This is a genomic window from Streptomyces bicolor (assembly GCF_000719285.1).
In the GTDB taxonomy this organism is placed as follows: Bacteria; Actinomycetota; Actinomycetes; order Streptomycetales; family Streptomycetaceae; genus Streptomyces; species Streptomyces bicolor.
On the sequence record NZ_JOFS01000032.1, the window covers coordinates 79,955 to 93,922 of the forward strand.

At 69.8% G+C, this 13,968-nt stretch carries 8 protein-coding genes; 3 read left to right on the top strand and 5 right to left on the bottom strand.

Features of this window, described 5'->3' with window-relative positions; all coding sequences use genetic code 11:
* Positions 1 to 47: 47 nt before the first annotated feature.
* From IF78_RS0133600 to IF78_RS0133610, 3 genes are read left to right on the top strand one after another with little or no spacing between them, the layout of a single operon-like run.
* Positions 48 to 944 (top strand): metal-dependent hydrolase, encoded by an 897-nt coding sequence (locus IF78_RS0133600; protein ID WP_031487396.1) that lies wholly within the window; start codon positions 48 to 50, stop codon positions 942 to 944.
* Positions 944 to 2,002 carry a PDR/VanB family oxidoreductase gene (locus IF78_RS0133605; RefSeq protein WP_031487397.1) on the top strand — a complete coding sequence of 353 codons (1,059 nt, stop codon included), beginning with the start codon at positions 944 to 946 and terminating at the stop codon, positions 2,000 to 2,002. Before IF78_RS0133600 ends, IF78_RS0133605 begins: the two co-directional genes overlap by 1 nt.
* Positions 2,003 to 2,058: 56 nt before the next feature.
* The gene (locus IF78_RS0133610; RefSeq protein ID WP_031487398.1) at positions 2,059 to 2,748 is read left to right on the top strand and encodes a TetR/AcrR family transcriptional regulator; all 690 of its coding nucleotides are present in this window, start codon (positions 2,059 to 2,061) and stop codon (positions 2,746 to 2,748) included.
* A gap of 26 nt (positions 2,749 to 2,774) precedes the next feature.
* Here the strand turns inward: IF78_RS0133610 and IF78_RS0133615 are convergent, their stop codons facing one another.
* The 5 genes from IF78_RS0133615 to IF78_RS0133635 form a co-directional block, all read right to left on the bottom strand.
* Positions 2,775 to 3,131, bottom strand: coding sequence for a 5-carboxymethyl-2-hydroxymuconate Delta-isomerase (locus tag IF78_RS0133615; protein ID WP_031487399.1), 357 nt, complete (start codon positions 3,129 to 3,131; stop codon positions 2,775 to 2,777).
* Positions 3,132 to 3,159: 28 nt separating this feature from the next.
* Positions 3,160 to 4,908, bottom strand: coding sequence for a fused response regulator/phosphatase (locus IF78_RS0133620; RefSeq protein WP_031487400.1), 1,749 nt, complete (start codon positions 4,906 to 4,908; stop codon positions 3,160 to 3,162).
* Positions 4,909 to 4,996: 88 nt separating this feature from the next.
* Positions 4,997 to 10,402 (bottom strand): pullulanase-type alpha-1,6-glucosidase, encoded by a 5,406-nt coding sequence (gene pulA / locus IF78_RS0133625; RefSeq protein ID WP_031498586.1) that lies wholly within the window; start codon positions 10,400 to 10,402, stop codon positions 4,997 to 4,999.
* 212 nt (positions 10,403 to 10,614) lie between these two features.
* On the bottom strand, positions 10,615 to 11,973 hold the full coding sequence (locus IF78_RS0133630) for an alpha-amylase (protein WP_031476621.1): 1,359 nt from the start codon (positions 11,971 to 11,973) through the stop codon (positions 10,615 to 10,617).
* A gap of 324 nt (positions 11,974 to 12,297) precedes the next feature.
* Positions 12,298 to 13,959 carry a glycoside hydrolase family 13 protein gene (locus IF78_RS0133635; protein ID WP_031476619.1) on the bottom strand — a complete coding sequence of 554 codons (1,662 nt, stop codon included), beginning with the start codon at positions 13,957 to 13,959 and terminating at the stop codon, positions 12,298 to 12,300.
* Positions 13,960 to 13,968 lie beyond the last annotated feature (9 nt).

Sequence of the window (13,968 nt, forward strand, 5' to 3'; positions counted from 1 at the left end):
CGTGCACGGGGGTTCACCCCGGGACTACCCGTCAGTACATTGACGCCATGTCTAATACGCACGACCGGGTGCCCCTCAAGGCCCGCAAGGTGTCCTTCTCCTGGGACGGCACCCCCTTGCACTGGGTGCCGGGGGATCCGTTCACCACGCACACCATCAACGTGCTGCATCTGCTCCTGCCTGCCGGTGAGCGGTGGTTCGTGCACGTGTACAAGCAGGTGCTGCCGTACATCCGGGACGAGCGGCTGCGCGAGGACGTCATCGGGTTCATCGGGCAGGAGGCGATGCACTCGCAGGCCCATGACGAGGTGCTGCCGCATCTGCGCGAGCAGGGGCTCGACCCGACCCCGTACACCGCCCAGGTCGACTGGCTCTTCGAGAAGCTGCTCGGCGACCGCACCCTGCCGCCGGGGCGGGCGCGGCGGTGGTGGCTGATGGAGCGGGTGGCGCTGATCGCGGCGATCGAGCACTACACCGCGTTCCTCGGCAACTGGGTGCTGAACGCCGACGAGTTGGACCGGCGCGGGGCCGATCCGACCATGCTGGACCTGCTGCGCTGGCACGGCGCCGAGGAGGTGGAGCACCGGTCCGTCGCCTTCGAGCTGTTCATGCACGTCGACGGGAGTTACCGGCGGCGCGTACGGACCTGGGCGACCGCGTTCACGGCCCTCGTCTTCCTGTGGCAGCGCGGGGCGCGGTTCTTCATGGAGAACGACCCCACGCTCGTCGACGGCCGGGCCACCTTCAAGGACTTCTACGTCCGCGGCAGGCGCGGCACGCTTCCCGCGACCGGGGACATGCTCAGGTCCATCCCCCGGTATCTGAGCCGTGCGTACCACCCCTCGCAGGAGGGTTCCACCGAGCAGGCCGTCGCCTATCTGGCCTCCTCCCCCGCCGCGCTGGCCGCCGAGTCGGCCGAGAAGTCCGCGAAGGGTGGCGCCTGATGCCGAAGCTCCGGACCGTCGCCGTGATCGCCGGTGCCGCCCTGCTCGCCCGGCGGGCGATGCGGCGCCGCATCCAGGCCTCGCCGCTGTGGCCGATGCCCGCCCTGGAGGAGCCGGTCTCCGGGCGGCCGAGGTCGCGGGCGCTGCGGCTGCTGGTGACCGCGCGCGAGGAGGTCGCCGAGGGCGTCGTACAACTACGGCTGGAGGGGCGTGACTTGCCGCGCTGGGAGCCCGGAGCGCATCTCGACCTGGTGCTGCCGTCGGGGCTGGTGCGGCAGTACTCGCTGTGCGGCGACCCCGAGGACCCCTCGTCGTACACCGTGGCGACCCGGCTGGTCCCGGACGGGCGGGGCGGCTCGCGTGAGGTGCACGAGCAGGTCCGGGAGGGCATGGAACTGGAGGTGCGCGGGCCACGGAACCGTTTCCCGCTCGTGCGGGCCGAGTCGTACGTCTTCGTCGTGGGCGGCATCGGGATCACGCCCGTCCTGCCGATGCTGCGGGCGCTGCCGGACGACGCGGAGTGGAGGCTGGTGTACTGCGGTCGCGCTCGCACCTCGATGCCGTTCCTGGAGGACGTCGAGAAGCTCGGCCGCATGGGGGTCCCCCCGGGCGAGCGAAGCCGAGCCTGGGGGAGCGTGACCGTCGTGGAGGGGCGGCCCGATCTCGACGCACTCCTCGCCGGGGTACCCGAGGGAGCCGCCGTCTACTGCTGTGGTCCGGAGGGGCTGATGGCGGCGGTGGAGGAGCGGTTCCCGTCGGTCCATCTGGAGCGGTTCACGCCCCGCGCCTCCGGCGGCGATGCCTTCGAGGTCGAACTGCGGCGCAGCGGGCGGACGTTGACCGTGCCCGCCGACTCGACCGTACTGGCCGCCGTCCGCGCCGAGCTGCCCGGCACCCTGTACTCCTGCGAGCAGGGCTTCTGCGGGACCTGCCAACAGCGGGTGCTGGCGGGCGAGGTGGACCACCGGGACGAGTTGCTGACGGACGCGGAGCGCGCCGACTCCATGCTGATCTGTGTGTCGCGGGCGCGGGGTGATCGACTCGTACTGGACATGTGAACACCCGCGATCAGTCCGGTCCGTTCGGGGCCGGAATCGATCGGTAAGGTGTTCGCATGACTACCGGGGTACGGCGAAGATTGGGAGTCGAGGAGCGACGGCAGCAGTTGATCGGCGTCGCCCTCGAACTGTTCAGCCGGCGCTCGCCCGACGAGGTCTCCATCGACGAGATAGCGTCGGCCGCGGGCATCTCGCGGCCGCTGGTCTACCACTACTTCCCCGGCAAACTCAGCCTGTACGAAGCCGCGTTGAAGCGCGCCTCGGAGGACCTGGCGGGCCGGTTCGTCGAGCCGCCCGAAGGGCCGCTGGGGGCGCGGCTACTGCGGGTGATGCGCCGGTTCTTCGACTTCGTCGACGAGCACGGCCCCGGATTCTCGGCCCTGATGCGCGGCGGCCCGGCGGTCGGCTCGACGGCCACGAACGCGCTCATCGACTCGGTGCGGCAGGCCGCGTATGTCCAAATCCTTTCGCATCTGAAGGTGGAGAGCCCGCCCGCGCGACTGGAACTGGTCATCCGCTCCTGGATCTCGCTCGCCGAGTCGACGGCACTGATCTGGCTGGACGGCCGGCGCATCCCGCGCGCCGAGCTCGAGGTCCAACTCGTGCACGACTTCGCCGCGCTGGCCGCCGTCAGCGCCGCCCACGACGAGGAGATGGGCGCACTGCTGCGCCGCATGCTCAAGGACGAGCCGGCCGACGGTCCGTTCGAGGACCTGGTCGCCCGGCTGATCACGCTGGCGTCCTAGGTCACTCAGGGCCTTTTGGACGCTGTCTACCGTTCGAACTTGCGGTACGACGGGTCGAGGTCACGTACCTCGGCGGAGGCGTGCAGGACGACGCCGTCGTCCTCGACGTGCTTGCGCAGCAGCTCCAGGACCGCCTCGGTCAGCTTCGCCTTCGTCTCGTCGGTGCGGCCGGCGAGCAGGCCGAGCGTGACGTGGACGACCGCGTGGTCCTGCTCCTCGGGGTCCTCGTAGCCGAAGGCCGTGAAGTCGCCGGCCCGGAACTGCGTCTTGCAGGCCTCCGGCTTGGCCGCCGCGATCTCGACGGTCGCGGTGTGCAGGTCCCGGGCGAAGGCCGCCCGGTCGAAAGAGATCGTCCTCGAGTGGTCGACGGTGATCTGCGGCATGGGCACTCCTGTTCTACGTCAGCAGCGCTCACCCTAACCGCAGCGCCAGCATCGCGATGTCGTCGTCCCGCTCCCGTCCGAAGCAGCCCAGCAGGGTGTCGCACAGCGCGTCCAGGCCGGCCGGAGCGTCGGTGGCGGCCGTGCGCAGTTGCTCCATGGAGACGGCCAGGTCGATGCCGCGGGTCTCGATGAGGCCGTCGGTGACCATGAGGAGGCGGTCCTCCCGGCTCAGGACCAGTTCGGTCGGCTCGGGCCGGTCGAGGGCGAGCCCCAGCAGCGGACCGCTCACCGGGACGTACTCGGCGTCGCCCTCCCGCGGCACGATCAGCGGCGGGATGTGGCCCGCGTTGGCGATCCGCACCCGCCCGCTCCCGGGATCGACCAGGGCCAGGCAGACCGTGGCGGTGACGTCGGGGTGGTAGTGCAGCAGCATCCGGTCGAGCCGCTCGGCCAGTGCCCGCGGATCGCTCTCCTCGACGCAGTGGGCGCGCAGCGCGTGCCGCATCTCGACCATGACGGTGGCCGCCTCCAGCGAGTGCCCGACGACGTCCCCGACCGCGGTGAGCACCCCCTCCTCCGTGCGCAGGGCGGCGTAGAAGTCGCCGCCGATCTCGGTCTGCCGGGAGGCGGGCACGTACCGCACGACGAGATCGACGCCCGGCACCTTGGGCAGCCGGTGCGGCTGGGGCAGGAAGCTGCGCTGGAGGGTGAGGGCGATGTCTCGTTCCTCCTGGTACATCAGCAGCGGCTCGGCGGCGAGCGCGGTGGCCTGGGCGAGTCGCTCGGCGGGGCGCTCCGCGGGTCGCTCCGCGGGGAGTGCCGCTGCGGTGAGTGCCGCGATAGGCCGTCGCTCGTCTGCGCGTCCGTTGTGGCTTGTCGTGCCCCGCGGCGGAGCCGCATGTCGATGCAGCCCCGCGCCCCTTAGGGGCGCTGCAGGTACCGCAGTCTGGCGCGCTGGCGTGGCGATGCACACCTGGGCTCGGCCCTCCTGGGTGAGCGCCAGTACCAGGCGGGCGTCCTCCTGGATGCCGGGCCGGAAGAAGCCCGCAGGCCACAGCGACGCGGGGACGACGGTGCTGTGCACGCCGGCCCGCCCGCCCCACCCTTCCGCGACCCGCGTGATCAGCCGGGCCGCCGCCTCCCGCACGCCGGCGTCGGGCAGCGCGAGCCGGCTGGGCGGGGTGCCGCAGTGCGTTTCCCCGTCCGGGCCGATGACGAACACCACGGCGGGCGCGTCGGCCAGCCGGGCCGCGCCCGCGGCTGCCGCGTCGGCCAGTTCCCCCAGGCAGCGCGCGGTCTGCACGGCGACGATCGCCTCGGACAGCAGCGTCAGCCGGTGCGCGAGCGTCTCGGCGGCGGCGCTGCGGCGCGCTCCACGGACGGCGGCCCGTACGACGGCCTGGATCTCGCTCGGCTCGGCCGGCACCGTCAGGTAGGCGTCGGCGCCCGCGTCGAGACCCCGGCACCGGTCCACCGCCTCCACGGCCGTCGCGGAGAAGTGGACGACGGGCAGCCGGGCCATGGACGGCCGGGACTTGACCTGCCGGCACAACTCGAAGCCGTTCATGTCCGGCAGCCCGACGTCGACGAGGGCCACGTCGGGCAGTGCGCCCGCGCGCAGCCGCACGTCGAGCTCGCTCAGCGCCTCGCCCGCGCTCGCCACCGGTACGACGTCGTGCCCCGCACGGCGCAGCACGGCGCCCATGGCGTAGCGGCTGGCCGAGACATCGTCGACGACCATCACGGTCGTGCCGAACTTCTTGCCGTCACCGTTCATCGTCAACCGTCCATCGTCGCCTGCCCCCGATCCGCACGAATGGGGCGGCCCGGTGACCGGGTCCGCCCCATTCAACCTAGCGATGTGATCAGAGGGTTGGTGAGAAGACGGCGACAGTGCGACCCGGAACGGCGAACGTGCCCGTTTTCTCTTCGAAGGACGAGGACTTGACGATAGGGTCCGCCCCTGAGGCCTGCACCGGATGCAGCGCATACCCCTGGCCGGCCAGGGCGTCGATCCGCTGCTCCTGCTTCCCGGGCGTCGCGTTGAAGACGACGACGAGGTCGCCGAGCCGCATGGTGATCACGCCGGGCGTCTCGTCCTTCCCGGACAGCGGGAAGGACAGCTTCGACTGCACCTGCTCGGCCGTGCCGAGAGAGAACACCGACTCCATGGAACGGATCCTCAGCAGGTCCCGGTACGCCGCCGAGGTGCCCTCGATCTGCTCGCAGCCGACCTTCACCGTGCCCAACAGGGGCTTGGCGTACGGCCACTTGGACGCGTTGTCGGCCGCGATGGGCAGCCCCCGCCCGAAGCCGTTGCCGTCGGCGCAGTCCCAGTGGATGGCGTTGAACCAGTCGCCGCTGTCGTAGGAGTTGCGGTCCAGCGACTTGGAGCGCAGCAGATCGGTGCCGGCCTGGGAGAGCGCCGGGCCCTGCGAGAGGGTGGCCGTGGCCATGGCGAGGACCTGCATACGGGCGCGGTCGGAGGCGCTCGTCGTCGACGGCAGCTTGAAGGCGAGGGCGTCGAACAGCGACTCGTTGTCGTGGGCGTCGGCGTAGGCGAGGGCGTCGCCGGGGGCGTCCGCGTAGCCGGCCGGGGCGCCGTTGTAGTCGACCTCCGCGCCGGTGACCTCCTTGCCGCCGGTGTCGGTGAACCGGTACTTCGCCAGGTTGCCGGACAGGCCGACCTTGATGAGGTCCTGGTAGTGAAGGAGGCGCGCCTTCTGCTCGGCCGAAGTGCCGTTGCCCGCCGAGGAGTTGGGGTCGGTGTACAGCCCGGACGCGAAGCCCTGGACGCCCGGGTCCTCGTCGAAGGGCCCGCCGCCGCGTACGGCGTCCCGCGCCCGGTCGGAGAAGGTCGCGATGCCGGTGCCGGCCATGTTCTTCTGCGTGGCCTGGACGAAGCGGGCGTCGTCGGCGACCTCACCGAAGTTCCAGCCCTCGCCGTACAGGATGATCTTCTTGCCGTCCACGCCGTCCTCGGCGAGGGTCAGCTCGTCCAGGGCCTTGCGGACCGCCAGGATGTTGGCCTTCGGGTGGTGGCCCATGAGGTCGAAGCGGAAGCCGTCGACCTTGTACTCCTTGGCCCAGGTGACGATCGAGTCGACGACCAGCTTGCCCATCATGGCGTTCTCGGTGGCGGTGTTGGAGCAGCACGTGCTGTTCGCGACCGAGCCGTCGGCGAGGAGCCGCTGGTAGTAGCCGGGGACGATCCGGTCGAGGACGGAGGTGTCCGCCTGACCGCTGGCCGCCGTGTGGTTGTAGACGACGTCCATGACGACCCGCAGCCCGTCGTCGTTGAGCGCCTTGACCATCTTGCGGAACTCGACCGTGCGCCCGGTGCCGTCGGGGTCGGTGGCGTACGAGCCCTCGGGGACCGTGTAGTGGTACGGGTCGTAGCCCCAGTTGTAGGCGTCCTTCGCGGCGATCTTCGCCACGCACTCCTGCTGCTTGTCGGAGTCGGCCGGGAAGGAGGCCAGGTCGCAGTCGGTGGTCGCCTGGTCGTCCCGGCGTTCGGGGATGGTGGCGATGTCGAACGCGGGCAGCAGATGGACGTACGACGTGCCCGCCTTCGCCAGCTCACGCAGGTGCTTGGAGCCGTCACTCGCCTTGTCGGTGAAGGCGAGGTAGGTGCCGGGGTGCTTGGCCGTCCGGTCCTCGACCGAGAAGTCGCGGATGTGCAGCTCCTGGATCTGGGCGTCGTTCAGCGGCACGGCCTTGGGCTTGGTGTACGAGGACCAGCCGCTCGGCTCCAGGGACTTGTCGCCCAGGTCGACGACCAGGCTGCGCTCTGAGTCCGCGGTGAGGGCGACCGAGTAGGGGTCGGTGACCTTGTTGGTGACGACCTTGCGGACGCTGGGCGCCCACACCTTCACGACGTACCGGTACGACTTGTTCTTCCACGACCTGGGGCCGGTCACGGACCAGACGCCGGTGGAGTCGTCCCGCTTCATCGCGACGGTGGCGTCGCCGATCTCCAGCTTCACCGACTGGGCCGTGGGCGCCCAGACGGCCAGCGTCGGGCGGCCCTTGTCGAAGGTCGGCCCGAGATCGGCCTTCGTGGCGCCCGGGTGGAGATCGTCGAGTACGCCGGCGATCTGGACGCCGGTGGCGGCCAGGACAGCACCGTTGGCGGCACGCTGGGAGGCGACGACCTGGCCGCGCAGGGCCTCGCGGACCCGGTCGCGGTCGCGCGGGTCGATCGACCAGGCGGCGTAGTTCTTCAGGTGCGGGAACTTCGCCTTCTGGGCGTCGGTGAGGGAGGTCTTCGACAGCCGCAGCCAGCGCTCGTCGTCGCCGCTCAGCGCGCCGTCCTTCACCGTGATCGAGCCGGTTCGGCTGTAGAGCAGCTGGGTGGAGGCGGGCGCGTCGGAGCCGTTCCAGGCGAGGGTGTTCCGGTCGATCCAGACCGCCTTGGAGGTGGTCAGGTCGAGGGCCGCCGCGGAGCCGGCCGGCTGCGGGAGCAGGTACTTCTCCTGGCCGCTCAACAGCCACACCTCGTGACCGTTGGCGGTGAGGTCGAGCGACTGGTCGGTGGGCAGGTCCTTCTCGTCGCCCTTGTGGATGATGTAGCTGAGGCTGGTGGCACCGTCGCTGAGCGGTACCTCGAAGACCGCACCATAGCTGTCAGTCTTGACCGGCTTCAGCGGGTTCGACCAGTCGGTGGGGTTCGCGGCACCCGTCCAGACGTGCAGACCCCAGCCGTCGTAGGCGCCGTCGGCCCGGTGGTAGTGGATGACCGCCTTGGACTTGTCCTGCGCCGGATAGTCCGGCCGGGTGGTCTGTACGGCTTCCTTGCCCTGCTCGATCCAGATCTCGCCGGTCTTGGCGACGTCGATCGTGCGGTCGGCGGAGACGTCCTTGTTGCCGTCCTTGTCGATGACGAGGAAGCCGACGTTCGAGGCGCCGGGCTTCAGCTTGACGTACGCGAAGGCACCGTAGGCGTCCCGGCCGACGAAGGGGTGGCTGTCCGGCCAGGTGGTGGACTCACCGTCGGCGAGGTCGCCCCAGGCGTACAGGCCCCAGTCGGCGTAGTCGCCGTCGGTGCGCTTGTAGTGGACGATCGCGTAGTCGCGCGAGGAGGCGGTGGGGGTCTCGGGGGCGGGCGGGGTGCCGGTGGTGGAGGCGGCGGTCGTGCTGGCCGTGCGCCCTGCCGAGTCGATGACGACCGCCTTGTAGCGCAGGGCGGTTCCGGCCGGTACGTCGTCCCCGACGACCTGCGTGACCTTGTACGGGGCGTGGTCGGCGGAGCCGAGCGTCTTCCACTTGCCGTTGCCCACCTGGGCGGCGAAGACGACGCGGTTGAGCTGCCCCCCGTCGACGTCGGCGCCGATCTCGACCGTGCCGGTGGCTCCGGCGGCCGGGGCCTTCAAGGTGATCGTCGGCTCGGTGGCGGGCTTGGCGAGCCTGCCGGCCGCCTTGAGGACGATCGCCGAACCGGCCGGGACGGTGACGGTGAGCTTCTTGTCGCCGTCGCTCTTCACCGAGCCGTCGGTCCCGTAGATCCCCTTGAACGCCATGCCCGCCGAACCGGTCGCGAACGTCGCCGTCTTCGCCTCGCCCGCGTTGTTGAAGGCGACGACGTATTCGGTGCCGGTCCTCGCATCGGTCCGGGAGAAGGCGTAGACGCCGGCGCCGTCGGCCGCGTAACGCTCGGTCTGGACGCCGTCGGCGAGGGCCGGGTTGGCCTTGCGGAGCTTGGAGAGAGCCGCGATCTGCTTGTACAGCGGCGCGGTCGGGTCGTAGGCGTCACTCGCGTGGGTGCGGTCGGTGCCGATCTGGTCGTCGTCGAGGTAGTCGGCCGTCCTGGACGCGAACAGGGTCTGGCGGGCGTCCTTGTCGCCGCCGGCGCCGGTGAAGCCCTGCTCGTCGCCGTAGTAGACGACCGGGTTGCCGCGGCTGAGGAACATCAGCTCGTTGGCGAGCCTGTCCTTCTTCAGCAGCTCGGCCTCGGTGGCCTTCGGGTTGTCCTGGTTCAGGAAGTACCCGATGCGGCCCATGTCGTGGTTGCCGAGGAAGGTGACCTGTTCGTAGGCGTTGGCCTTGTCGCTCGTGTACTTGTAGTCGTCGCCGAAGACACCCGCGAGCTTCTGCGCGCTGCCGCCCTGGGAGGCGTACTGCCGTGCCGCCTCCTGGAAGGGGAAGTCGAGGGTGGCGTCGAGGCGGCCCTCGGTGACGTACGGGGAGGTGATGTTCGTGTCGGCGGAGTAGACCTCGCCGAACATGAAGAAGTCGTCGCGGCCCCGCTTGGCAGCGTAGGAGTCGAGGGCCGTGGCCCACTGGGTCCAGAACTCCATGTTGACGTGCTTCACGGTGTCGATCCGGAAGCCGTCGATGTCGAAGTCCCGCACCCAGCGCTGGTAGATCTTCTCCATGCCGCTGACGACCTCGGGACGCTCGGTCCACAGGTCGTCGAGTCCGCCGAAGTCACCGTGCGTGGAGCTCTCACCGGCGAAGGTGGAGTCGCCGCGGTTGTGGTACATCGTCGGGTCGTTGAGCCACGACGGAACCTTGGCGTTCTTCTTCGCGGTGGGGACGGTCGGGGTGCGCGGGAAGGAGTCGGTGTCGACGGCCGGGAAGTCGGATTGGCCGTCCGCGTAGTCGGCGTCGTCGAAGGGCTTGCCGTCCTTGGTCAGGTACGGGAAGGCACCCTTGGAGAGATAGCCGTACGACTTCTCCTCGTAGTCGACGACATCGGCCGTGTGGTTGGTGATGACGTCGAAGTAGACCTTCATGCCCTTGGCGTGGGCCTTGGAGATGAGGGTCTCGAGGTCCTTGTTGGTGCCGAAGTGCGGGTCGACCTGGGTGAAGTCCGTGATCCAGTACCCGTGGTAGGCGGCGGAGGCGTCGCTCCCCGTTCCCTGCACGGGCTGGTTCTTGAAGATGGGGGCCATCCAGATGGAGGTCGTCCCGAGGCCCTTGATGTAGTCGAGGCGCTTGGTCAGGCCCTTGAGGTCGCCGCCCTGGTAGAAGCCCTTGTCGGTGGGGTCGTAGCCGGTGGTGAGGCGGGAACCGGTGAGGCCGCCCTTGTCGTTGGCGGTGCTGCCGTTGGCGAAACGGTCCGGCAGGACGAAGTAGAACTGCTCGCGGGTGGCGTCGTGCCGGGTGGGCTCGGCGGCGAGCTTCGCGTCGGACGGGGGCGCGGGCGGAGTCTCCGCCCGCGCCGCGAGAGGCTGGACGAGTGCTGCGGCCAGCGCGGTCACGGCGACCGCAGCGACCCGTCCGATATGGGCGGTTCGACGCCTCGACGGCGACGGCCATCTCGGTATCACAGATGGGCTCCTAGCGATTGCGGCTCTCTTGGGTCCGACCCCGCGCGAAACGTATCGCCGCCGTAAGCGTTACAGCAAGAGGCTTGAAACCATCGGCAAGAACTTTCAGCTGGGCGCTCAGCGGGGAGAGTTGACGTCCTCACCCGCGTGAGCGTGGGTGATTCCCGCCTGCCCTGCCGCGTGCAGCGGCAGGGCTTCGGCTGACTTGCAACTCAGCAGCTCGACTTGCCGGCGTAGATCGCGAGGGCGGTGTTGGAGCCGAGGGTGGCGGTGAACTGCCCAGTGGAGTTCACCGTCACGGTCGTGTTGTTCTGGACGTTGCAGTACGTCCCCGAAGGCAGCGACGTCTGATAGGTACGGCTCAGCGAACCCGACTCGTGATTGATGGCCACGAACCCCTTGCCGCCCCGCCCGAACGCGATCGCATCGCCCCCGTTGTCCCACCAGTTGGTGACGGCCTCACCGCGGGTGGCGTTGCGGAAGGCGACCATGGACTTGATCTCGGGCCAGTTGTGCTGGCACTTCCAGCCGTCCTGCCAGCAGGCGTTGACGGTGCCGCCGTTGGGCGGGCCGGCGTCGTGGTCGGTGAACTCATAGCCGGAGTTGATGTCCGGAGCGCCGTACGGCCAGGCCAGCATGAAGACGTTGGCCAGCGTGTAGTTGGCGCCATCCTTGTAGTTCAGGGTGGAGCCGTTGCGTTCGGTGTCGTGGTTGTCGACGAAGACGCCGGCCACCGAGCTGTTCATGTAGCCCCAGCCCTCGCCGTAGTTCTTCAGGTAGGCGAGGTTCTCGTTGTTGAAGACGCGCTTGAGGTCGTAGGCGTAGCGGAACTCCTGGACGTCGCCGTTGCCCGTGTACTCGGTGGGCTGGACGGCCTCGCCGCTGCCGTAGATGGCCTCCTGCTTCCAGTACACCGACGGGTTGCTCAGCCGGGACTTGATGTTGGCGAGGTCGGCGGCGTCCATGTGCTTGGCCGCGTCGATGCGGAAGCCGTCGACGCCGAGCGAGAGCAGGTCGTTCATGTAGCCGGCGATAGCGCCGCGGACGTACGACTCCCCCGTGTCCAGGTCCGCGAGGCCCACCAGTTCGCAGTGCTGGACGTTCCAGCGGTCCTGGTAGTTGTTGATCTGGCTCGTGCAGTCGTCGAAGTCGGGCGCCGAGTACAGGCCCGGGTAGTTGTACTTGGTGTACGACGAGCCGCCCGTGCCGGTGCCGCTGCCCGCCGACATGTGGTTGATGACGGTGTCGACGACGACCTTCACACCGGCCGCGTGGCAGGTGTTGACCATGTTCCGGAAGGCCGTACGGTCGCCGAGGCGCCCGGCGATCTTGTAGCTCACCGGCTGGTACGAGGTCCACCACTGCGAGCCCTGGATGTGCTCGGCGGGCGGCGAGACCTGGACGTAGCCGTAGCCGGCGGGGCCGAGGGTGTTGGTGCACTCCTTGGCGACCGAGGCGAAGTTCCACTCGAACATCACCGCGGTGACGTCCTTGGTGCCGGGCGGGGAGGCGGAGGCGGTGGAGCCGGGGGCCCACAGGGCGGCGGCCCCTGCCGCGCTGAGCGCGGTCAGAGCGGCAGCGAGAGCGGTACGGCGTCGCTTCCTGTGGCGCTTCGGGGGCGCCGAGCGTGTCGATATCACAGGCTGAACTCCTTGCGAAAGCGGCTCAGTTCGGGTCCCCCCTGCGCCGCGGCGCGGCTTCGTTGCCGGGCGCCGGGCGAGAACGTACCGCTAACGAAAGCTTTACAGCAAGAGGTTTGAAATTCACAGAAAGAACTTTCACCCGTCACCTTGACGTGCCTTCACAACTGCCCCACGCTCACGGGTAGTTGAATGCGCTAAAAAGGGCCCGCCGCCTGAGCAGGCAGCGGACCCTTCGTGCTGGAGCAGAGGCCGTCAGGCCGTCGTCCACCACACCGTGGTGTCCGAGGGGACCTTCGTCTCGCCGTCCGCCTCGGTGATCTCGCCGCTGGTCATCAGGACGCGGCCGTAGGCCGGGAGGGTCACGGACTCGCCGGTGGTGTTGGCGACGCACACGAACTCGCCGCGCCGGAAGGCCACGACGCCCTCGGGTGCACGGAGCCACTCCACCGCGTCGCCGGCGCCGAGGTCGGGGTGCGTGCGGCGGGCCGCGAGGGCGGCGCGGTACAGCTCCAGGGTCGAGCCCTCGACGCCGGTCTGAGCCTCCACGCTCAGCTCGCCCCAGGTCGCCGGCTGCGGCAGCCAGCTGCCCCCGCTGCCGAAGCCGTACGACGATCCCTCGCGCGTCCACGGGATCGGCACCCGGCAGCCGTCGCGGAAGCCGTCCTGGCCCTCGCCGCGGAAGTAGGCCGGGTCCTGGCGCACCTCGTCGGGCAGGTCGACGACGTCCGGCAGGCCGAGCTCCTCGCCCTGGTAGACGTACGCCGAGCCGGGCAGGGCCAGCATGAGGAGGGTCGCCGCGCGCGCTCGGCGCAGGCCCAGTTCCCGGTCCCCGGCGGTGCGGATCTGGGTGCCGAGGCCGGGCGGGTTGGCGAAGCGGGTGGCGTGGCGGGTGACGTCGTGGTTGGAGAGGACCCAGGTGGCGGGGGCGCCGACCGGGCGCATCGCGTCCAGGGTGCGGTCGACGACCTTGCGGAGCTCGTCCGCGTCCCAGTCGGTGCCCAGGTACTGGAAGTTGAAGGCCTGGTGCAGTTCGTCCGGGCGGACGTAGTTGGCGGTGCGCTCGACGGTCGGCGTCCAGGCCTCCGCGACGAAGATGCGCTCGCCGGCGTACTCGTCGAGGATCGTGCGCCACTGGCGGTAGATCGCGTGGACGCCGTCCTGGTCGAAGAACGGCATGACATCGTTGCCCAGCAGTTTGAGCTGGTCGTGGGAACCCAGGTCCGGCAGCCCCTCGGCCTTCACCATGCCGTGGGCCACGTCGATGCGGAAGCCGTCGACGCCCATGTCCAGCCAGAAGCGGAGGATGGAGCGGAACTCGTCGCCGACGGCCGGGTGTTCCCAGTTGAAGTCGGGCTGCTCCGGCGCGAAGAGGTGCAGATACCACTCCCCGTCCTCTACTCGCGTCCAGGCCGGGCCGCCGAAGATGGACTCCCAGTCGTTGGGCGGCAGTTCGCCGTTCTTCCCCTTGCCGGGGCGGAAGTAGTAGCGGTCGCGGAGCGGGGAGCCGGGGCCGTCCGCGAGTGCCCGCTTGAACCACTCGTGCTGGTCGGAGGAGTGGTTGGGCACGAGGTCGACGATGATCCTGAGCCCCAGCCCGTGGGCGTCACGGATCAGCGCGTCCGCGTCGAGCAGGTTGCCGAACATCGGGTCGACCGCGCGGTAGTCGGCGACGTCGTAGCCGGCGTCGGCCTGCGGGGAGGCGTAGAAGGGGCTGAGCCACACGGCGTCGACGCCGAGGTCGCGCAGGTACGGGAGGCGGGAGCGTACGCCTTCCAGGTCGCCCATGCCGTCGCCGTTGCTGTCGGCGAAGCTGCGCGGATAGACCTGGTAGATCACCGCGTCCCGCCACCAGTCGCTGCGCTTGGCTTTGGCGGGGTTCGGGGCCGGGGCGAGGGCGGAGTGCTGCTGGCTCATGGCGTCCTT